The sequence below is a fragment of the Actinomadura sp. DC4 genome (assembly GCF_030406325.1).
Taxonomy (GTDB): domain Bacteria; phylum Actinomycetota; class Actinomycetes; order Streptosporangiales; family Streptosporangiaceae; genus Actinoallomurus.
Genome location: NZ_JAUEQY010000028.1, coordinates 132,147 through 153,157, shown reverse-complemented (window position 1 = coordinate 153,157; position 21,011 = coordinate 132,147). Strand labels below are relative to the sequence as shown.

The 21,011-nt window shown below is 73.0% G+C and carries 15 protein-coding genes and 1 pseudogene; 2 read left to right on the top strand and 14 right to left on the bottom strand.

Annotated features, from left to right (window positions below; genetic code table 11):
* Window positions 1-810 precede the first annotated feature (810 nt).
* The 14 genes and pseudogenes from tyrS to QWU11_RS36185 form a co-directional block, all read right to left on the bottom strand.
* Window positions 811-2,079, bottom strand: coding sequence for a tyrosine--tRNA ligase (gene tyrS / locus QWU11_RS36250; RefSeq protein ID WP_290119034.1), 1,269 nt, complete (start codon window positions 2,077-2,079; stop codon window positions 811-813).
* 55 nt (window positions 2,080-2,134) lie between these two features.
* Window positions 2,135-2,758, bottom strand: coding sequence for a DNA-3-methyladenine glycosylase (locus tag QWU11_RS36245; RefSeq protein WP_290119033.1), 624 nt, complete (start codon window positions 2,756-2,758; stop codon window positions 2,135-2,137).
* On the bottom strand, window positions 2,758-4,188 hold the full coding sequence (gene argH / locus QWU11_RS36240) for an argininosuccinate lyase (protein WP_290119032.1): 1,431 nt from the start codon (window positions 4,186-4,188) through the stop codon (window positions 2,758-2,760). The genes QWU11_RS36245 and argH overlap by 1 nt, the downstream gene beginning before the upstream one ends.
* Before the next feature lie 239 nt (window positions 4,189-4,427).
* Window positions 4,428-4,928 (bottom strand): annotated as a pseudogene (locus tag QWU11_RS36235) (arginine repressor); the annotation flags it as partial.
* Entirely contained in the window at window positions 4,925-6,097 is a 1,173-nt protein-coding gene (locus tag QWU11_RS36230) for an acetylornithine transaminase (RefSeq protein WP_290119031.1), read from the bottom strand. The gene QWU11_RS36230 and the pseudogene QWU11_RS36235, both read right to left, overlap by 4 nt.
* Entirely contained in the window at window positions 6,094-6,999 is a 906-nt protein-coding gene (gene argB, locus QWU11_RS36225; RefSeq protein ID WP_290119030.1) for an acetylglutamate kinase, read from the bottom strand. The genes QWU11_RS36230 and argB overlap by 4 nt, the downstream gene beginning before the upstream one ends.
* On the bottom strand, window positions 6,996-8,150 hold the full coding sequence (gene argJ / locus QWU11_RS36220) for a bifunctional glutamate N-acetyltransferase/amino-acid acetyltransferase ArgJ (RefSeq protein WP_290119029.1): 1,155 nt from the start codon (window positions 8,148-8,150) through the stop codon (window positions 6,996-6,998). The genes argB and argJ overlap by 4 nt, the downstream gene beginning before the upstream one ends.
* Entirely contained in the window at window positions 8,147-9,175 is a 1,029-nt protein-coding gene (argC, locus tag QWU11_RS36215; protein WP_290119028.1) for an N-acetyl-gamma-glutamyl-phosphate reductase, read from the bottom strand. Before argC ends, argJ begins: the two co-directional genes overlap by 4 nt.
* A gap of 84 nt (window positions 9,176-9,259) precedes the next feature.
* A complete protein-coding gene (locus tag QWU11_RS36210) occupies window positions 9,260-10,687 on the bottom strand; it encodes a serine/threonine-protein kinase (protein WP_290119027.1) in 1,428 nt (475 codons plus the stop codon).
* A gap of 343 nt (window positions 10,688-11,030) precedes the next feature.
* The gene (locus tag QWU11_RS36205) at window positions 11,031-12,578 is read right to left on the bottom strand and encodes a serine/threonine-protein kinase (RefSeq protein ID WP_290119026.1); all 1,548 of its coding nucleotides are present in this window, start codon (window positions 12,576-12,578) and stop codon (window positions 11,031-11,033) included.
* A gap of 66 nt (window positions 12,579-12,644) precedes the next feature.
* Window positions 12,645-15,149: a phenylalanine--tRNA ligase subunit beta gene (gene pheT, locus QWU11_RS36200; protein WP_290119025.1), complete on the bottom strand. Its 2,505-nt coding sequence runs from the start codon at window positions 15,147-15,149 to the stop codon at window positions 12,645-12,647.
* Window positions 15,150-16,259 carry a phenylalanine--tRNA ligase subunit alpha gene (gene pheS, locus QWU11_RS36195; RefSeq protein ID WP_290119024.1) on the bottom strand — a complete coding sequence of 370 codons (1,110 nt, stop codon included), beginning with the start codon at window positions 16,257-16,259 and terminating at the stop codon, window positions 15,150-15,152.
* A 109-nt stretch (window positions 16,260-16,368) separates the two neighbouring features.
* On the bottom strand, window positions 16,369-17,445 hold the full coding sequence (locus QWU11_RS36190) for an ATP-binding protein (protein ID WP_290119023.1): 1,077 nt from the start codon (window positions 17,443-17,445) through the stop codon (window positions 16,369-16,371).
* Between the two features lie 381 nt (window positions 17,446-17,826).
* Complete coding sequence (locus tag QWU11_RS36185) at window positions 17,827-18,147, bottom strand: STAS domain-containing protein (protein WP_290119022.1); 321 nt, start codon at window positions 18,145-18,147, stop codon at window positions 17,827-17,829.
* Window positions 18,148-18,626: 479 nt separating this feature from the next.
* Between QWU11_RS36185 and QWU11_RS36180 the strand changes: the two genes are divergently transcribed.
* A complete protein-coding gene (locus QWU11_RS36180) occupies window positions 18,627-19,286 on the top strand; it encodes a GntR family transcriptional regulator (RefSeq protein WP_290119021.1) in 660 nt (219 codons plus the stop codon).
* A gap of 111 nt (window positions 19,287-19,397) precedes the next feature.
* Window positions 19,398-21,008: an ABC transporter substrate-binding protein gene (locus QWU11_RS36175; RefSeq protein ID WP_290119020.1), complete on the top strand. Its 1,611-nt coding sequence runs from the start codon at window positions 19,398-19,400 to the stop codon at window positions 21,006-21,008.
* The last annotated feature ends 3 nt before the right edge of the window (window positions 21,009-21,011 follow it).

The following is a 21,011-nucleotide window of genomic DNA, read 5'->3' as shown; positions in this document are numbered from 1 at the left end:
TCAAGAAACGGACACACACCATCGAGAAGTCTCTCAACCCTCTCCGGGGCAACCCTTCTAACTTACCACCCTCAGCCAGTAAGTCAACCCCCAGATCCGTAAAGACCTAGAAGATCTCCCTACCCGCCTAGGGCGGTCCTTCGGCACGCGAAATCCTGATCAAAGTTCCCCATCCGGGCCGGCCACCGTAGAGGCGTCCTGCATCCCGTTCACCGGGGCAACTCCCCCAGTCTACCCGCTCCGAACCGTGGTCCGGACCGCGAATCTTTGTGAGAGTCTCTCCCTTGAGGCCGGGGCCGCGTTCCGGCACCCCGTTCCCTCTCGGGCAAGAAGAACGTTACGTGCCTCGGTCCACAGCGTCAAATCCCGGTAAACAGCTGCAACCGCGCAGCTCAGCGCCGCTTTTTACGACGCTTCGCGGCTCAGCGCGACCTTCCGTGACCAGACCGTGATCACGATTTCGCCCCCACAAGACGCACCAGACAGGCCGGTCTCAGCGCTCACGCGACGACGCCCGGCCGTTTGGTCATAGGGGGGCGGAACAGGCGAGTCTCGGTGTCTCACCAATCGTCCAACGGCCCAGCCGGGCCGCCCGGCGGACGGGCCGCCGCAAGAGTCGAGCGAAGGATCCCCGCCGGCGCGGGCAACATGGTTCACCGACCGAGCGCCGGAGATGGCTCGGGGGCTGACGCAGCCGGGCCGCCCGCGGGCCTTGGCGACGCCAGGCCCTACGGGACGCGTCTGCCCCACCGCGTCGGAAGGGCCGACCCCGTGTGGGCGGCGGCACTTGCCGCCGCCCACACGGAAAAGTCAGGCCGTCGGTACCGTTACGCCGCCGACGTTACGCTTGCCCCGGCGGAGGACCAGGAAACGGCCGTGGAGCAGATCCGCGGGCTCCGGTGTCGCCGTCTCGTCCGTGACCTTGACGTTGTTGAGGTACGCCCCACCCTGGGCGATCGTACGCCGGGCCTCGGACTTGCTCGACACCAAACCCGTCTCCACCAGCAGGTCCACCACGGGCGGCAGGGGTGAGGTCGCCGACGCAGACGGTACCGAGGCGAGCGCGCTCTCCAGGGTCCGTGCGTCCAGCTCTCCCAGCTCCCCCTGGCCGAACAGCGCCCGCGACGCCGCCATCACCCGCGACGTCTCCGGCTCGCCGTGCACCAGGGTCGTCAGCTCCTCCGCCAGCGCCCGCTGGGCCGCGCGTGCCGCCGGACGGTCGCTCGTGGCCTTCTCCAGTTCCTCGATCTCCTCGCGCGCGCGAAAGCTGAAGAACTTCAGGAAGCTGGCCACGTCGCGGTCGTCCGCGTTGAGCCAGAACTGGTAGAACGCGTACGGCGTGGTGAGTTCGGCGTCCAGCCAGTACGTCTCGCCGCCGGCCGTCTTGCCGAACTTCGTGCCGTCCGCCCGCGTCACCAGCGGGGTCGTCAGCGCGTGGGCCGTGCCGCCCTCGGCCCGGCGGATCAGGTCGACGCCCGAGGTGAGGTTGCCCCACTGGTCGCTGCCGCCGGTCTGGAGCCGGCAGTCGTACCGGCGGTAGAGCTCCAGGTAGTCGAGTGACTGCAGCAGCACGTAGCTGAACTCGGTGTAGCTGAGACCCGTGGTGTCGAGCCGTGACTTCACCGTCTCGCGGGCGAGCATGCGGTTGACCGGGAAGTGCTTGCCCACGTCGCGCAGGAACTCGATCGCCGACATCGGCCCGGTCCAGTCGAGGTTGCTGACGATCATGCCCTCGTCGTCGGTGAGGGACAGGAAGCGCGAGACCTGCTCCCGGATGCGCGTCAGCCAGCCCTCGACGACCTCCAGGGAGTTGAGCACCCGTTCGGTGCTCTTGCCCGACGGGTCGCCGATCAGACCGGTCGCGCCGCCGACGAGGCCGATCGTCCGGTGGCCCGCCTGCTGGAAACGGCGCAGTGTGAGCAGCTGGACGAGGTTGCCGACGTGCAGCGACGGCGCGGTCGGGTCGAAGCCGCAATAGAGCGTGACCGGCCCCGCGGCGAGCATGGCTCGCAGTTCGTCCAGGTCAGTGGACTGCGCGATCAAGCCGCGCCACGCGAGGTCATCCAGGATGTCGGTCACGTTCTCCCTCGTCTCGTGCATGTATCCGGCGGGACACCGGTCAAAGTAGCGGGTTTCAGCCCTGGTCTATCACCGTACGACGGCGTGGCGTGTGAAGGCGGTACGGGGACACGCTGGGGTCGCCGTCGATCCAGAACCGCCAGGCCACGTCCTTCGCGCTGGTGACCCCGGTCCGCGGTCCCGCCCGCGGCGACGGGACCGGCGAACCACGGAACACCCGCAACGGGGACGACTCCGCGCACACGTCGGCCCCGTACATCTCCCGGTCGATCGCGAGGGCCTCGCAGAGGCGGGCCGGGCCACGGGCCAGGTCGCGCGCGGTCGAGCGCGGGCGGCGGGCCTCCGCCAGGGCCCGGCCCTCGACGATCTCGCCGGCGCGCAGCAGCACGGCCGACGGGTCGCCTTCCCCCATGCACACCAGGTTGACGCAGAAGTGCATGCCGTACGTGAAGTAGACGTACGCGTGGCCGGGCGGGCCGAACATCACCTCATTGCGCTTCGTCGGCCCGCGGTAGGCGTGCGAGGCCGGGTCGCGCGGGCCCGCGTACGCCTCCACCTCGGTCAGCCGGACCGCGACGACGCCCTCGGGCGCGGACCGCGACAGCACGCAGCCGAGCAGGTCGGGCGCGACGTCCTCGGCCGGGCGGTCGAAGAACGAGCGAGGAAGCGGCGCGGACATCAGGACCCGTCGGCCGCCCACGAGGCGTGGGAGTCGGCGAGCGTCCGCAGCGCGGCGAGCTGCTCGCCGACGCGCTCCGGAGAGGTGCCGCCGTACGCCTTGCGCGCGGCGAGGGCCCCCTGGACCGAGAACACGTCGCGTACGTCCGGGGTCAGGTGCGGGGAGACCTTGGCGAGCTCGTCGTCGGTGAGGTCGCCGAAATCCTTGTCGTTGACCTGGCACCAGACCACGAGGTGGCCGACGACCTCGTGGGCCTCGCGGAACGCGACGCCCTTGCGGACCAGCAGCTCGGCCAGGTCGGTGGCCAGCGCGAACCCCTGCGGCGCCAGCGCCTCGAGCCGCTCGGTGTTGACCCGCATCGTGGCGATGAGCCCGGACACGGCGGGGAGGACCAGCAGCAGGGTCTCGACGGCGTCGAAGACCCCCTCCTTGTCCTCCTGCAGGTCACGGTTGTAGGTCAGCGGCAGGCCCTTCAGCGTGGTCAGCAGCGCCGTGAGGTGGCCGATGAGCCGCCCGCACTTGCCCCGCGCCAGCTCGGCGACGTCCGGGTTCTTCTTCTGCGGCATGATCGACGAGCCTGTGGCGTAGGTGTCGTCCATCTCGATCCACCGGAACTCCTGCGAGGCCCACAGCACGACCTCCTCGCCCAGGCGCGACAGGTGCACGCCGATGAGGGCGGCGTCGGCGAGGAACTCGACCGCGTAGTCGCGGTCGCTGACCGCGTCCATGGAGTTCGCCGCGGCCCTGTCGAAACCGAGCTCGTCGGCGACCGCCTCCGGGTCGAGCGGCAGCGAGGACCCGGCCAGCGCGCCGGAGCCCAGCGGGCTGACCGCGGCGCGCTTGTCCCAGTCGCGGAGCCGGTCGACGTCGCGGGCGAAGGCCTGCACGTGCGCGAGCAGCTGGTGGGAGAAGAGCACGGGCTGGGCGTGCTGGAGGTGCGTCATGCCGGGCGCGGCCACGCCCATGTTCTGCTCGGCCTGGGCCATGAGCGCGGTCTCCAGCTCGACCAGCCGGGACACGATCTGCCGTACGTGGTCGCGGAGGTAGAGCCGCAGGTCGGTGGCGACCTGGTCGTTGCGGCTGCGGCCGGCCCGCAGCTTGCCACCGAGGGTGCCGAGGCGTTCGAGCAGGCCGCGCTCGAGCGCGGTGTGCACGTCCTCGTCGGCGACCGCCGGGCGGAACTCCCCCGAGCGGCAGGCGCTCTCCAGATCGTCGAGCGCGCCGAGCATGCGGCCCAGCTCCTCGTCGGTGAGCAGGCCCGCGCGGTGCAGCACCCGGGCGTGGGCTCGCGAGCCCAGCAGGTCGTACGGGGCGAGGCGCCAGTCGAACTGCACGCTCACCGACAGCCGGGCGAGGGCCTCCGACGGGCCTCCCTCGAACCGGCCGCCCCACAACCTGGTCGGCGTCCTGCGGTGTTGCTCATCCGTCACGCTGGTTCTTCTCTCACTGATCGAGTGGCTGGCGGTACTACTGCATTATCACGGCGGAGCGACGCTCGGCCGAGCTTCCGGCTCCGCCTCGGCGGGCCGTGACGTGGGCGTGCGAGGACGCCCTAGGGTCGTCGCTCCGCGTTCTCCCGCGCCGAGACGAGATCGCGCGGCGCGGGCGGCAGGTCGTCCGCCGGGTCCCAGGGCGCGGGCACCTGGTCCTCCAGGTCGACGCGCGGGACGCGGCGTTCGGTCAGCGCCAGCAGCGCGGCGGCGAGCTCGTCGCCGCCCGTCGGGTCGCGGGAGATGACCAGCACGGTGTCGTCGCCGGCCACGGTGCCGAGCACGGCCGACCAGTCGGCGTGGTCGATCGCCGAGGCGAGGAACTGCGCGGCGCCGGGCGGCGTGCGCACGATCACGAGGTTGGCCGAGGCCTCGGCGGAGACGAGGAGCTCCTGCGCGAGCCGGGCGAGCCGTCCCGCGAACGTCTCGGCGCCGCCCGTACGGGCCCGGCGGATGCGTTCGCCGCCCTCCCCCGGTACCGCGTAGATCAGCGAGCCGTCCGCGGAGCGCAGCTTGACCGCGCCGATGTCGACGAGGTCGCGCGAGAGGGTCGCCTGGGTCACGTCGACGCCCGCGTCGGCGAGCAGCTTGGCGAGCTCGCTCTGGGAGTGCACAGCGTTGCGGCCCAGCAGCTCGATGATGCGGGACTGGCGCGCGGTCTTGGTCAGCGGCGTCGTCATGCCTTCCTCAGGATCTCCGGCAGCGCCGCGACGAAGGACGCCGCCTCCTCGTCCGTGATGATCAGGGGCGGGGCGAGCCGGACCGCGTCCGGCGCGACCGCGTTGACCAGGAAACCCGCCTCGCGCGCGGCCGCCTCCACCTGCGCCGACTTGGGCTCGGCGAGGACGATCGCGCGCCACAGGCCACTGCCGCGCACGCCGCTGAGCAGCGGGTCCTCGATCGCGGCGATGCCATCGGCGAGCCGGTCGCCGACCGCGGTGACGTGCTCCAGCAGCCCGTCCTTCACGATCGTGTCGATGACGGCGAGGGCCGCCGCGCAGGAGACCGGGTTGCCGCCGAACGTCGAGCCGTGGTCGCCCTTGGAGAAGGCCGTGCCGTACGGGCCGAGGCCGACGCACACGCCGATGGGCAGGCCGCCGCCGAGGCCCTTGGCGAGGGTGATCACGTCGGGGCGCACGCCCTCGCGCCGGTGCTGGAACCACACGCCGGTACGGCCGATGCCGCTCTGGATCTCGTCCAGCACCAGCGCGGCGCCGGTCTCGTCGCAGATCCGCCGGGCCGCCGCGAGGTAGCCCTCCGGGGGCGGGACGACGCCGCCCTCGCCCTGGGTGGGTTCGAGGAAGACCGCGGCGCAGCGGTCGGTGACGGCCTCGTGCAGCGCCTCCACCGAGCCGTACGGGACGAACCGGACGTCGGCGCCGTACGGGCCGAACGGCTCGCGGATCGCCGCCTTGCCGGTCAGCGCGAGCGCGCCCATCGTGCGGCCGTGGAAGCCGCCTTCGGCCGCGACGACGTAGGTGCGATCCGGGCCGGCGTGGCGGCGGACCAGCTTGTAGGCGGCCTCGTTGGCCTCGGTGCCGGAGTTGGCGAAGAAGACGCGCCCGTCGGCGTCGAGGAGCTCGAGGAGACGCTCGGCGAGGAGCACCTCCGGCTCGTGCAGGAACAGGTTGGACGTGTGCGCGATCGTGGCGACCTGGGCCGAGACCGCCTCGACCACCGCGGGATGCGCGTGGCCGAGGGCGGAGACCGCGATGCCGCCGATCAGATCCAGGTAGACGTCGCCGTCGGCGTCCCAGACCCGGCAGCCCTCGCCGCGGGCGAGCGCGAGCGGCGGCACGCCGTAGTTGGGCATGATCGCGGCTTCGAAACGCTTGCGCAGGTCGCTCATGCGGGCACCACCATCGTGCCGATCCCCTCGTCGGTGAAGATCTCGAGTAGAAGTGAGTGCGGAATCCGGCCGTCGAGCACGTGCGCCTGCGGCACTCCGCCGCGTACGGCGCGCAGGCAGGCCTCCATCTTGGGCACCATGCCGGCCGACAGGCCCGGGAGCATGGTCTCCAGCTCGGCCGCCGTCAGCCGGCCGATCACGTCGCCGGGGTCGCCCGAGGGCGGCCAGTCGGCGTACAGGCCGTCGACGTCGGTCAGCACGACGAGCTTGGTGGCCTGGAGGGCCACGGCGAGCGCGCCGGCCGCGGTGTCGGCGTTGACGTTGTAGACCTCGCCGTCGCCGCCGCGCGCGATGCTGGAGATGACCGGGATGCGGCCGTCGTCGAGGAGGCTGCGCACCGATCCGGCGTCGACCTGGACGATCTCGCCGACCTGGCCGATGTCGACGGAGACCCCGTCGACCACCGCCGGCTTGCGCTCGGCGGTGAACAGCCGCGCGTCCTCGCCCGACATGCCGACGCCGAACGGGCCGTGCCGGTTGAGCAGGCCGACGACGTCGCGGCTGACCTGGCCGACCAGCACCATGCGGACGACGTCCATGGTCTCGGGCGTCGTGACGCGCAGGCCCGCCTTGAAGCTGGACTCGATGCCGAGCCGGTCGAGCTGGGCGTTGATCTGCGGGCCGCCGCCGTGCACGATGACCGGGCGCAGCCCCGCATAGCGCAGGAAGGCGACGTCCTGGGCGAAGGCGGGCCGGAGCGCCTCGTCGGTCATGGCGTGGCCGCCGTACTTGATCACGACGGTCCTGCCGTGGAACTCCTGCAGCCACGGCAGCGCGTCGATCAGCGTGGCGGCCTTGCGCAGCGCGTCGGCGGTGTCGCGTGTCCGGGGTCCGGAGATCATGAGGAGTACGCGGAGTTCTCGTGGACGTAGTCGGCGGTCAGGTCGGTCGTGTGGATCGTGGCGCTGTGGTTGCCGGCGCTGAGGTCGACGGTGATCGTGACGTCGCGCGGCCGCATGTCGACCTTGGACCGGTCGTCGCCGACCGCGCCGTTGCGGCACACCCAGACGCCGTTGATCGCGACGTTGAGCCGCTCCGGCTCGAACACGGCCTCGGTGGTGCCGACCGCGGACAGCACCCGTCCCCAGTTGGGGTCCTCGCCGTGGATCGCGCACTTGAGCAGGTTGCTGCGGGCCACCGCGCGCCCCGCCACGACGGCGTCGTGGTCGTTGGCCGCCCCGACGACCTCGATCGCGATCGCCTTGGTGGCGCCCTCGGCGTCGATCAGGAGCTGGCGCGACAGGTCGGCGCACACGGCCGTGACGGTCGCGGTGAGCTCGGCCTCGTCGGCGCGGACTCCGGCGACGCCGCTGGCGAGCAGCAGCACCGTGTCGTTGGTGGACATGCAGCCGTCGGTGTCGAGCCGCTCGAAGGTCAGCCCGGTCGCGTGCCGCAGGACCCGGTCGAGCGTCTCGGCGTCGGCCTCGGCGTCGGTCGTGATGACGCACAGCATCGTGGCCAGGGCCGGGGCGAGCATGCCCGCGCCCTTGGCCATGCCGCCGACCGTGTAGCCGCCGGCCGCCCGGCGGAAAGCGATCTTGGCGACGGTGTCGGTGGTGCGGATGGCGTCGGCCGCGCCGAGCCCGCCGTCGCGGGACAGCTCTCCGGCCGCCGCCGCCACGCCCGGCAGCAGTCTGTCCATCGGAAGGCGCTCGCCGATCAGGCCGGTGGAGCAGACCGCGATCTCGCCGGCGGACTCGCCCAGGACGTGGGCGGTCTTCTCAGCGGTCTGGTGGGTGTCCTGGAAGCCGTCGGGGCCCGTGCAGGCGTTGGCGCCGCCGGAGTTGAGCACGACCGCGTGCACCCGCCCGCCGCGCAGCACCTGCTCGGACCACAGCACCGGCGCGGCCTTGACGCGGTTGCGGGTGAACACCCCGGCCGCGGCGCGCGACGGACCGTCGTTGACGACCAGCGCGAGGTCACGCTGGCCGCCGTTCTTGAGGCCGGCGGCGACTCCGGCGGCCCTGAAGCCGAGTGGGGCGGTCACGCTCACGGGGCTACTCCGATCGTGGTGAGGCCGAGGTCCTCGGGCAGTCCGAGGGCGAGGTTCGCGCTCTGGACGGCGCCTCCGGCGGTGCCCTTGGCGAGGTTGTCGATGGCGGCCACCGCGATGACGCGTCCGGCGCGCTCGTCCAGCGCGACCTGGACCGCGGCGACGTTCGCGCCGAGCGTCATGGCGGTGGAGGGCCAGGTGCCCTCGGGCAGGAGCCGTACGAAGGGCTCGTCGGCGTAGGCGCGTGCGTAGGCCTCGCGGAGCGCGGCGGCGGTGAGGCCCGGCACGGCCTTGGCGGTGCAGGTGGCCAGGATGCCGCGGCTCATCGGCGCGAGCGTGGGAGTGAACGACACGGTGACCGGCCGCCCGGCCACCGCGGAGAGCTGCTGGATGATCTCGGGGGTGTGGCGGTGCGCGCCGCCGGCGGCGTACGCGCTCATCGCGCCCATGACCTCGCTTCCGAGCAGGCCCGGCTTTGGCGCGCGGCCGGCGCCGGAGGTGCCCGAGGCGGCGACCACGACGGCGTCGGGCTCGGCGATGTCCGCCGCGTACGCGGGGAAGAGCGCGAGCAGCGACACGGTCGGGTAGCAGCCGGGGACCGCGACGCGCCGCGTGGAGCGGAGCCGCTCGCGGGCGCCGGGCAGCTCGGGCAGGCCGTACGGCCAGGTGCCGGCGTGCGGGGTGCCGTAGAAGTGCTCCCACTCGGCGGCGTCGTCGAGCCGGAAGTCGGCGCCGCAGTCGACGACGAGCACGTCGTCGCCGAGCGTGGCGGCCAGCGGGCCGGACTGCCCGTGCGGGAGGGCGAGGAAGACGACGTCGTGCCCGGCGAGGGTCTGCGCGCTCGTCTCGGCCAGCACCCGGTCGGCGAGGGGGTGGAGCTGCGGGTGGTGCGCCCCGAGCGGGGTGCCCGCGCTGGACCCCGCGGTCAGCGCGCCGATCGCGAACCCGGGGTGGCCGGCGAGGATGCGCAGCAACTCACCGCCCGCGTATCCACTCGCTCCGGCGACCGCCGCACGCACACCCATCCGTTTCGTCTCCGTCCTCGAGGCTCGATGCTGTAAGTATGCATTGAGATGCATCATCATACAAGGCGGATTCGGGCGCGGGGGTCACAGGTGGGCCGCGACCGTACGGGCGGCCTCGACGGCACCGCCGCGGAGGGCGGCGGCGTCCGTGGCTCCGGTGTGGTCGGCGCGGACGACCTTGAGGACGAGGTTGCTCGACCGCAGCCAGACCGTTGAGGAACGTCCGGCGTCGACGCCGTCGGTGGCGTCGTAGGCGAACGCCGCGTCGGCGACCGACGGGACGTCCGCCACCCCCGACTGGGTGCTGTCGATCGTGTCGGCGGAGTGGGCGGAGACGGTGAGCTGTCGTTTTTTGTCCGCGAAGTACTCCTCGGCCAGGCTCGGCGCGCTCAGGCTCCCTCTCGGCGCGAAGTGCTGGAGCCACACCTCGACCGTGCCGCCGCCCCAGGAGCAGCCCTGCGCCTCCGGGCGCGCGGCGGAGCGGGCACCCAGGCGCGTCGCCTCGGCCGGGGTCAGCAACGAGCACGGCTGGGGCGCGGCCGTGAACCGGCCGCGCACCGGATCCGCCGGCGCCTGCGAGCCGGTTGGCTTCTTCCCATCCGGCAGGAACACCACCAGGGCCACCGCGACGGCGGCGGCCACCGCCGCCGCCGCCCAGCGGGCGCCGTGCCGGGGAGCCCGCGTCGCCGGGACGGTGTCCGGGATCGCGGGAGTCCCGCCGCTCGCCACGCTCCGCAGCAGGGTCCGCGCGGCCTCCGGCGGCGGGCGGCGGGCCGGGTTCTTCTCCAGCAAGGCCAGCAGGACCGGGGCGAGCGGCCCGGCGCGCTCCGGCGGCCGGGGCTCCTCGGTGAGGACCGCGCCCAGCACGCCCGCGACGGTCCGCCGCTCGAACGGCGACCGGCCCTCCACCGCCGTGTAGAGCGTCGCGCCGAGCGACCACAGGTCCGACGGCGGCCCCGCGGGCTCGTCGCGGAGCCGCTCGGGCGCGATGTAGCCCGGCGAGCCGACCAGCCCGCCCGCGACGGTCAGCGACACGTCGCCGGCCAGGCTCGCGATGCCGAAGTCGGCCAGGACCACGCGCCCGTCGTCGCAGAGGAAGACGTTGCCCGGCTTGACGTCACGGTGGAGCACACCCTGCGCGTGCGCCGCGCCCAGCGCCTCCAGGACGGTCAGCCCGATCGCCGCCGCCCGCGCGGGCGGCAGCGGGCCGGCCTCGTCGAGGGCGCGCCCGGCCAGCAGCTCCATGACGATCCAGGGCCGGTCGTCCTCGGCGATCACGTCGTGCACGCGGATGATGGAGGCGTGCCGCAGCCGAGACGACACCCGTGCCTCGCGGATCGCGCGCTCGCACAGCCGGGCGCGGTGGTCCGGGGCGACTCCCCGGGGCAGCGACAGCTCCTTGACCGCGACCGTACGGCCCAGCGCCTCGTCGTGCGCCCGCCAGACCGTGCCCATGCCTCCCCGGCCGAGCGGCTCGGCCAGCCGGTACCGCCCGGCCAGCAGCCGCGTCACGGTACCCTCCGCGGAGCCCGCGCGCCCCGCCGGATCCGCGCGGCCTCGCCGCCGCCCGCCGCGAGCCTCGCCTTATCCGGCAGCCGCATCATGGGATCCACCGCACGATCGCAGCGACCCACGGACCGGGGCACCTCGCGCGGCATCTCCACCGCCCGCCCGCGGCCGGCGGCCGCATCACGGCATCCACCACCGAGTCCGCGCGAGGCCGACGCACCTGTCCGATCCTCCCGGCATCGCCGCCGCCCACCGCGAGCCCCGCCACATCCGGCGGCCGTATCACGGGATCCGCCGCACCGTCGCAGCGGCCCACAGGCCGGGGGCGCTCCGGGCAATGGTCGCGTCATGGCATCCGCCGTAGGGTCGCCGCGACCCAGTGGGCCGCCTTCAGGGTGTCCTGCCGGATCCGGGCGGCGTCCGTGGCGCCGCCGGCGGCGACGAACCAGACCCTCAGGTACAGGTTGCTGTCGCGGAACCGCACGTCGGCCCGCTCCAGCGTCGATCCGTGGAACGTCTCGGTCGTGTACGCGTCCTCGCCGACGCCGGAGACCGCACGGGCCGCGCTTCGCCGCGCGCCGGTCCGCCGTACGCCGATCTCGTCCCAACCCCAGGCGACGTCGCCGCTCGCCTTCCGGTCGGCGGCGCGCTGCCGCTCGTACGCGCCCTTCGCGGCGGCGGGCGTGGTCGTCCAGGGGTCCTCGGCCGCGGTCCCGGTCACGGGGTCGAAGACGTACTCCGCCGTCACCGACAGGCCCTGGTGCCGTGCCGCCGTGCCCCAGTCGCACGAGTGCGCGTCGCCGGAGGCGAGCTTCTCCGCCCCGGGGATCAGCGCGTCGACCTGGGCCTGGCTCAGCAGCGCGCAGAAGTCGAACGGCCGGGCGTAGCGGGCCGCGGCCACGGGTGCCTGGGACGGGCTCGCCGACGTCGTCGCGGCGGCGGGCGGCCGTTCCTCCGTGTGGTCCGCCGCTCCGTCCCGTACGCGGAAGGCCACGGCCGCCGCCACCGCGAGCAGCACGACGGCCGCCGCGGCGAGCGCCAGGCTGCCGGTACGGCGACGCCGCACGGGCCGTGGCATCTCCAGGCCGGACGGCAGGCCCTGTGACACCTGGCGCAGGGCGCGGGCCGCGTCCGGGGCGGAGATCCGCGCGGCGGGGTCCTTGAGGAGGAGCCGCCACAACACCGGCGCGAGCGGGCCCGCGCGAACGGGCGGCGGGGGCTCGTCGGTCAGGACGGCGCCGAGGGCCGCCATCGGGGTGTCGCGCCCGAACGGCGAGCGGCCCTCCACGGCGGTGTACAGGGTGGCGCCCAGCGACCACAGGTCCGACGGAGGTCCCACGGACCGTTCGCGCAGCCGCTCGGGGGCGACGAAACCGGGCGAGCCGACGAAGTCGCCCGTACGCGTGAGCGAGGGGTCGCCCTCCAGGCTCGCGATGCCGAAGTCGGCCAGGACCACGCGGCCGTCGTCGCAGAGGAAGACGTTTGTCGGCTTGACGTCACGGTGCAGGACGCCGCGCGCGTGCGCCGCGCCGAGCGCGTCGAGGACCCGCAGTCCGATCGCGGCCACGGCCTGCGGCGGCAGCGGGGCGGCCCGGCCGAGCGAGCGGCCGGTGAGCAGTTCCATGACGGTCCAGGGCCGGTCGTCCTCGTGGATCACGTCGTGCACGGCGATGATGCCCGGGTGGTCCAGGAGCGCCGCGGCCCGCGCCTCGCGGACGGCCCGCCGCTGGAGCTCCGAGCGTTCGGACTCGGGCAGGTCGCCGGACAGGAGGATCTCCTTGACCGCGACCTCGCGGCGCAGGGTCTCGTCCCAGGCCCGCCAGACGACGCCCATGCCGCCCCGGCCGATGGGGCTCACCAGCCGGTAGCGGCCGGCCACCACGCGTTCGGTCATCCGCTCCCTCGCCCTCCCGGCAGGGTTCCGCCGTGGCCCGGCGGGGGCCACGGCGGAAACGGGCCCTCAGGCGCCCCGCAGGACCGCGCCGACGCGCTCGGCGGCCTCGGCCACCGCGGCGTCGCGGGCGCCGGTCGTCTCCTCGACCGTGAGCGTGCGGTCGGCGGCGCGGAACCGCATGGTGTACGCCAGGGACTTGTTGCCCTCGCCCGCCTGCTCGCCCGTGTACAGGTCGAACAGCCGGACCGACTCCAGCAGCTCCCCTGCGCCGTGGCCGGCCACGCCCGCGCGCAGCGCGGACTCCACGTCGGCCGCCGGCACCGTGTCCGGCACGATCAGCGCGACGTCCTGCGTGGCGACCGGATAGGTCGTGACGGCCGGAGCGGGCACCACGCGGGCCGCGAGCGACTCGACGCGGGTCAGGTCCAGCTCCATCGCGCAGGTACGGGGAGGCAGGTCGTAGGCCTTGATGACGCGCGGGTGCAGCTCCCCCGCGTGGCCGACGAGGACCTCCCCGGCCATGAGCACGGCGCAGCGGCCCGGGTGCCAGGGCGCGTGCCGGTCGGCGCGCACCTCCAGCTCCACCCCTGCCTCGGCGGCGATCGTACGGGCGGCCTCGATCGCGTCCGCCCAGTTCGCCGGGCGGCCCGGGCCCCACCAGCCGGCCGGGTCGCGGTCGCCCGCCAGCACGGCGCCGACGCGTACGGGCTGGTCGGGCAGGGCGGCCTCGACGGCGGCGAGCTCGTCGGCCGTCGGGCCCCGGTCGACCGGGAGACGCGGCGGAGGAGGCACCGGGCGTCCGTCGGGCGTCCGCTTCGGGCGGTACACCAGGCCGGTCTCGTACAGCGCCACGTCGGCGAAACCGCGCCCGGCGTTGCGGTTCAGCGTGCGGAACAGCCCCGGCAGCAGCGTCGTGCGCAGCAGCGGCTCGTCGCCGGTGAGCGGGTTGGCCAGCCGGAGCGCGTGCCGGCGGTCGTCGTCGGCGGGCAGCTGCAGGGAGTCCCAGTCGCGGTCGGAGGCGAACGGCGTGTTGAGCACCTCGGTGTAGCCGTCGGCGGCGAGGGCCCGGCCCACGCGCCGGCGCAGCCGCTGGCCGGGGGTGAGACCGCGTCCGGCGACGGAGCGGGGCGCGCGGGCCGGGATGTTCTCATACCCCTCGAGGCGGATGACCTCCTCGGCGAGGTCGTTGGGGTCGCGCAGGTCCGGCCGCCACGACGGCGGCGTGACGGTCAGCGCGTCGTCGCCGGAGACCTCACAACCCACCTCGCGCAGCCGCCGCACCACCGTGTCGCGGCCGTAGGACATGCCCGCGACGCGGTCCGGGTGGTCGGCGCGGATCGTGATCGCGGGCGTCTCGACCGGCGCGCGGAGGTTCGTCTCTCCCGGCACGATCCGCGCCCCGCCGAGCTCGGCGAGCATCCGCACCGCGATGTCGGCCGCCTGCCGCTGGAGCTCGTGGTCGACGCCGCGCTCGAAGCGGTAGGAGGAGTCGCTGTGCAGCTTGTGGCGGCGCGCCGTACGGGCGATGGCCTCCGGCGAGAAGTGCGCGGCCTCGATCACAACGTCGGTGGACTTCTCGTCGATCTCGGTGGTCAGGCCGCCCATGACGCCCGCGATGTTGACCGGGCCGGACTCGTCGGTGATCAGAATGTCGCCCGGGTCCAGGTCGCGTACGACGTGGTCGAGGGTCTCCATCCGCTCGCCCTCGCGGGCACGGCGGACGCCGATGGGGCCCTGGAGCTTGCCGCGGTCCCACGCGTGCAGCGGCTGGCCGAGCTGGAGCATGACGTAGTTGGTGACGTCGACGGCCAGCGAGATCGAGCGCACGCCGCACTTCTGCAGCCGGCGCACCAGCCAGATCGGGCTCGGCGCCGCCGGGTCCAGGCCGTCCACCTCGCGCAGGACGTAGCGCGAGCACGCCGACGGGTCCGCGACCGAGGCCGGGTAGGACTCGGCCGTCTCCTCCGGCGGCAGGGCCGCCGCCGGGTCGTGGAACGGCACCGAGAACGCGGTCGCGGCCTCGCGGGCGACGCCGCGGATCGAGGCGGTGTAGCCGCGGTCCGGGGTGACGGCGATGTCGAGGACGTCGTCGCGGATCTGGAGCAGCTCGACCGCGTCCTGCCCCGGCTCGGCGCCGTAGGAGGCGGGCAGCACGAGGATGCCCTCGTGGGCGTCGCTCAGGCCGAGCTCGCGCTCGGAGCAGATCATGCCCTCCGAGACGCGGCCGTACGTCTTGCGCGCGCTGATCTCGAACCCGCCGGGCAGCACGCCGCCGGGCAGGATGACCACGACCAGGTCGCCCTCGGCGAAGTTGGGCGCGCCGCAGATGATGTTCTGGGGCTCGGGGTTGCCGATGTCGACCTGGCAGTAGCGGATCGGCTTCTTGAACTCCGCGAGCTCCTCGATCGCGAGCACCCGGCCGACGACGAGCGGCCCGGTCAGGTCGGCGCCGAGCTCGTCGACGGTCTCCACCTCGAGGCCCGCCGCGATCAGCTCTCGGGCGACGTCACGCGCGGTGACCTCGGCGGGCAGCTCGACGTACTCCCGCAGCCAGGAAATCGGGACGCGCATTCAGATCTCCATTCCGAAGGCGCGGGTGAAGCGCACATCACCCTCGACCATGTCGTGCATGTCCTCCACGCCGTGCCGGAACATCAGCGTGCGCTCCACGCCGAGCCCGAACGCCCAGCCGCTGTAGCGCTCCGGGTCCACTCCGCAGGCGATGAGCACGCGCGGGTTGACCATGCCGCAGCCGCCGAGCTCGATCCATCCCTCGGACCGGCACGTGCGGCACGGCTCGCCGCCGGGCTCGGCCGAGGCGCCCCGGCAGACGAAGCACTGCATGTCCACCTCGGCGGACGGCTCGGTGAAGGGGAAGAAGTACGGGCGGAAGCGCGTCTTCAGGCCCTCGCCGAACATTCCGGTGACGAACGCGCCGATCGCGCCGCGCAGGTCGGCCATCGTGATGCCCTCGTCGACGACCAGGCCCTCCATCTGGTGGAAGACCGGGCTGTGCGTCGCGTCCAGCTCGTCGGTGCGGAACGTCTTGCCCGCGCAGACGACGTAGACCGGCAGCTCACGGGTGAGCAGCGCGCGGATCTGCACCGGCGAGGTGTGGGTCCGCAGGACCAGGCCGGACTCCTCCGACTCGACGAAGAAGGTGTCCTGCATCTCGCGCGCCGGGTGCGCGGGCGGGAAGTTGAGGGCGTCGAAGTTGAACCACTCGGCCTCGACCTCGGGGCCCTCGGCGATCTCGAAGCCCATCGAGACGAAGACATCGGTCATGCGCTCGGCGATCGTGGTCAGCGGGTGCCGGGCGCCGCGCTGCGCGCGGTCCCAGGGCAGCGTGACGTCGACGGCCTCCTCAACGAGGACGCGCTGGTCGCGTTCGTCCTCCAGCTCGGCCTGGCGCCGCTTGAGCGCCTCGGAGACGTCGCGGCGGGCGCCGCCCACGCGCTTGCCGGCCTCGGCCTTGGCATGCGGCGGCAGCGCGCCGATCTCCCGGTTGGCCAGCGCGAGCGGCGAACGGTCGCCGGCGTGCGCGAGGCGGGTCTCCTTCAGCTCATCCAGGCTCGCGGCGGCCTGGATCGCGTCCAGGGCTTCGGCGCGCATGCGGGCCACCTCGTCCGGTTGGAGCGAGGAGACCTCGACCGGATCGTAGGACTTGTTGGGTGCGGACATCGGTTCGAACAACTCCAGCCACGGCGATCACGTCATTGGGAAAACCACCACCGCCCCCGGCCGCGCGGGCGTGCCAGGGGGGAGCGTCAGGAAGCCCGCTCGGATGCTCTCAGGCGAAGTCTGGAGCCCCGGCGGGCAGGCTAAATCGGAACTCGGCGCCGCCGCCGGGCGCACGCCGTACGGTGATGGCTCCACCGTGCGCCTCGACCAGGCCCTTCACGATGTAGAGGCCGAGGCCGGTGCCGCCTCGCGGCTGGCCGTGGCCGCGCCAGAACTGCCGGAAGACGCGGGGCACGGCTTCGGGCGGGATGCCCTCGCCCTCGTCGCGCACGGACACGACGGCTCCCTGCTTGCGTGAGTCCGGCTCCACCACAATGGTGACAGTACCAGCCCCGTGCCTGACGGCGTTCTCGACGAGGTTGCCGATGATCTGGTCGATCTTGTCGGGGTCGAGCCACATCTCCGGCAGCTCGCCCAGGACCTCGACCTCGAAGCGCGCGGCGGGCTCTCCGGCCACCACGCGCCCCTTGACGACCTTGCGCACCTCTTCGATCACGTCGACCACCTGACGCCGCATCTCCAGGCGCCCCGCCTCGATGCGGGAGACGTCGAGCAGCTCGGTGATGAGCCGGGTGACCCGGTCGGCGTCGGCGTTGACCGTCTCGAGCATGACGCGCTTCTGGTCGTCGTTGAACCGGTGCCACTTGGCCAGCAGCGTCGCGGTGAAGCCCTTGACGCTGGTCAGCGGCGAGCGCAGCTCGTGGGCGACCGTGGAGACCAGGTCGGCGCGGTTGCGCTCCTGGCGGGCGCGCTGGACGGCGTCGCGGAGCGCCACGGTGAAGGCGGTGACGCCGCCGCCCTCGGCGCGGGTGTAGGACGCGGTGACGAGAAGCTCGGGACCGTCGGCCAGGTGGAGCGACCGCTCGGGGTGCCGGGTGCGCGTGGTCAGGCCGCCGTACGGGTCCAGGCACGCCCACCAGTCGCGCCCGTCGGCGTCGAACAGGGGCAGCACCTCGGCGAAGTCGCGGCCGAGCGCGTCGGCTCGCGGCACTCCGGTCAGCCGGACGGCGGCGCGGTTGAACACCACGACCCGCCTGTCGGGGCCGGCCACGAGCAGGCCGTCGGGCAGCGCGTCCGGGCAGAGCCCGTCGACGGGATCACTCTGGTGGGGGTCCGGTCCACCCACGACCGCCTCGACCTCCTGGTGTCCATGCCGACGTGAACGGCACGACTCTAATGCGCACGGTGAAACGCCGCCACGCATGCGGGTCAACACCGGTTTCGGCGTCGCCCGCCCGGTGTCCCCGCGAGGTGTCCCGCCGGTCGTGGCCGGGAGGCGCGTGAGCCGTCCGTACGGCCGTTCCGGCGCGACAGGAGACCGGCCCGGCCCTTCGCCGCGGGCGGCCTCCCCGCGGTGCCCGGCGAGGTGGGCGGCGGAGCCGGCGCGGCGTGCCCGGCGACCGGCCGCCTCGGCGCCGCGCGGCAGGTCAGGCGGCCGGACGGCCCCATGAGGCCCCGTTCGCGGCGAGCCGGTGTCCGGGTGATGTGCGGGACCTCGAGACGGGGCCTAGCGGGCGAGGGCGTCGTCGACGCTGTCGTAGCGCTGGAACAGGTGGTCCAGGCGGGTGATCTGCAGGATGCGGCGCTGCGCGGGGCGCACGCCGGTCAGGCGCAGCGAGCCGCCGTCCCCCGCGACGCGGTTGTTGACCCCGACCAGGGCGCCGAGCCCGGCGGCGTCGCAGAAGCGGACGCCGGTGAAGTCGGCGACGATGTGGACGCGGCCCTCGTCGGCGAGGGCCGTCAGGATCGTGCGCAGCTCCCCGACGGTGTGCACGTCGATCTCACCGGCGACCTCGACCACGGCGGACGCGCCGTCGCGGCGCACCACCCGGGTGATCAGATCCCGCCGGGCACCTCCAGGACAGCGGCGCACGCCCCCACGCACGGCTCGCGTCCCTCCGGTGGCCACCTCGCACGCCGTCGTCGCCCTGCGGCGACGCGGCGTGGGAATGCCACTCACGTTCGTGTTCACGGTTTCGCCCCGTTCATCGAATGACCCATAGACACCATAGGCAACTCATAGGACGCACGGATCCGTCCGCAGGTTGGTTCAATCTCCTCCCTGCGATGGAGCCTGACATCAAGCATGTCTCCTTTCTCACAAATATGCGAATCGGGCGTTTTAGGTCGTGTTTTACCGGCTCATCACGGTTCTTACCTATCATCGATCCGAGCACAATGTGAGGGTGATTCACCTTTTCGAAGACACGCGATGGGTGATCATCCGACGCATCGTGACTCGCCGTGGCCCACTGTGTCGACCCGATCGAGCAGGCGCGCCCTCGATTGACTTAAGGTTGGACGCCGATGACCGACAACACCCTGGGCTCGGCCCACCGCCCTCTTCGTGACGTGGTCACGTCGGAGCTGCGCCGTCTCATCCTCGCGGGCGAGCTCCCTCCGGGCGAGCGCCTCGTGGAGGACCGGCTCGCCGAGCGGCTGGGCGTCTCCCGCAACCCGGTCCGCGAGGCCATCCGGGTGCTCGCGGCAGAAGGGTTCGTCGAGGTCACGCCGAGGCGCGGGGCGGCCGTCGCACGGCTGCCCTCGGACGAGGCCAAGGAGCTCTTCGACGTCCGCATGGCGCTGGAGGGACTCACCGCGCGGCTGTCGGCCCGCAAGGTGACACCCGCCTCGGCCGCGCGGCTGCGCGGCGTCCTCGACTCCGCCCGCGTGGCCGTCGACGAGGGACGGCTCGACGAGGTCGCCGACCTCAACACCGCCTTCCACGCCGCCGTGGCCGAGACGGCCGGCAACGCGTACCTCAGCCTCGTCGTCGGGCCGATGCTCCGGCGCGCGCAGTGGGTGTTCCAGCAGACCGCGCGCCACCGCGCCCCGCACTCCTGGACCGAGCACCTCAGCCTGTACGAGGCCATCGCGGAGGGTGACGAGCACGAGGCCGAGGCCCGTGCGGTCGCGCACGTCGAGGCGGCGCGACGTTCCTACCTGGCAGCCCTAGCGGAGTCCTGAAACCTTCGTTTAGTCTTCCGAAACACCGATTTAACGGGATTCTGTATACAGTCTCCGATCACCACACGTCTCCTACGCCTCCCAGCCCCCATCGGAGAAGGAGCGACGTTGATGTACCTCCCCCGTAAGCCCGTCGCCGCGCTCGCGGCCCTGCCGCTCATACTCGCCGCCGCCTGTTCGGGAGGCGGCGGATCCGCCAAGCCCTCGGTCTCGGGCGCCGCCGCGGACACCCGCGCGGTCAAGAACGGCGGCACACTCACGATGGCGCTCTCCGCGGATCCGGACGCCCTGGATCCGAGCACCTCGACCACGCTGCTCGGCCGGGAGGTCTTCACCTCCATCTGCGAGAAGCTCTACGACATCGACGCGAGCGCCACGATCGTGCCGCAGCTCGCCACCGCGCTGCCCGACGTCTCCAAGGACGGCCGGACCGTGACGATCAAGCTGCGCACCGGGGTGAAGTTCAACGACGGCACCGCGTTCGACGCCGCCGCGGTGAAGAAGTCCCTCGACCGCCACCGGACGTACAAGAAGTCGGCCCGCATCGCCGACCTCGCCGCGGTGAAGAGCGTCGACGTGGTGGACCCGGCCACCGTACGGCTGACCCTGTCGCGGCCGTTCACGCCGCTGACCGCCCAGCTCGCCGACCGCGCCGGGATGATCATGTCGCCGAAGGCCCTGGACGCCGAGGGCGACGACTTCGGCGCGAACCCGGTCTGCGTCGGGCCGTTCACGTTCGCGAGCCGTACCTCGGGCAACCAGATCGTCGTGGACCGCGCGCCGGACTACTACGACGCGTCCAAGGTCAAGCTCGACAAGGTGATCTACAAGATCATCGTCGACCCGAACGTCCGGGCGGCCAACCTGAAGTCCGGCGACGTCCAGGCCGCCGAGGAGCTCGACAACACCACGGTGGCGGGAGTCCAGGCCGATCCGAACCTTCGCGTGGTCTCCGGCGGAGGCCTCGGCAACTACGGCGTCGAGATCAACATCGGCAACGTCAAGGGCTCCACCGAGAAGCCCGGCCAGGTGAACACCCCGCTCGGCAGGAGCCCGGCGCTGCGGCAGGCGTTCGAGCTGTCCCTGGACCGGGCCACGATCAACAAGGCGGTCTACAACAGCCTGAACCAGCCGGACTGCAGCCCGCTGCCGCTGAACAGCCCGTACCGGTCCAAGAGCCTGACCTGCCCGGCCCGTGACGTGGCCCGGGCCAAGCAGCTCGTCGCCACGTCGGGGATCAAGCCGCCGATCCCGGTGAAGCTCACCGTGCCCAACAACGCGGCGAACGAGCGGCTCGGCCAGGTGATCCAGCAGATGGCCAAGGAGACCGGCTTCGCCGTGAGCGTGCAGCCGATCGACTTCGCCACCTCGCTGGAGCAGGCGGCGGCCGGGAAGTTCGACGTCCTGGCGACCGGCTGGTCCGGGCGCATCGACCCCGACGGCGACCTGTCCGGGCTGATCACGACCGGCGGGAAGAACAACTACGCCGGCATGTCGGACCCGGGGATCGACGACCCGATCGCGCAGGCCGCGGCCTCCTCCGACGCCGCCCAGCGTACGCAGCTGTACGCGAAGGCGATCCAGCGCGCGGCCGACCTGCGCGGGATGATCTACCTGTACCACAACCTCTACTACCTGGGTACACGCAAGAACGTCGCGGGGATCCGGTACTACGCCGACGGGCTCCCCCGCCTCGGCACCGCCGGCTACACCGCGCGGTAAGAC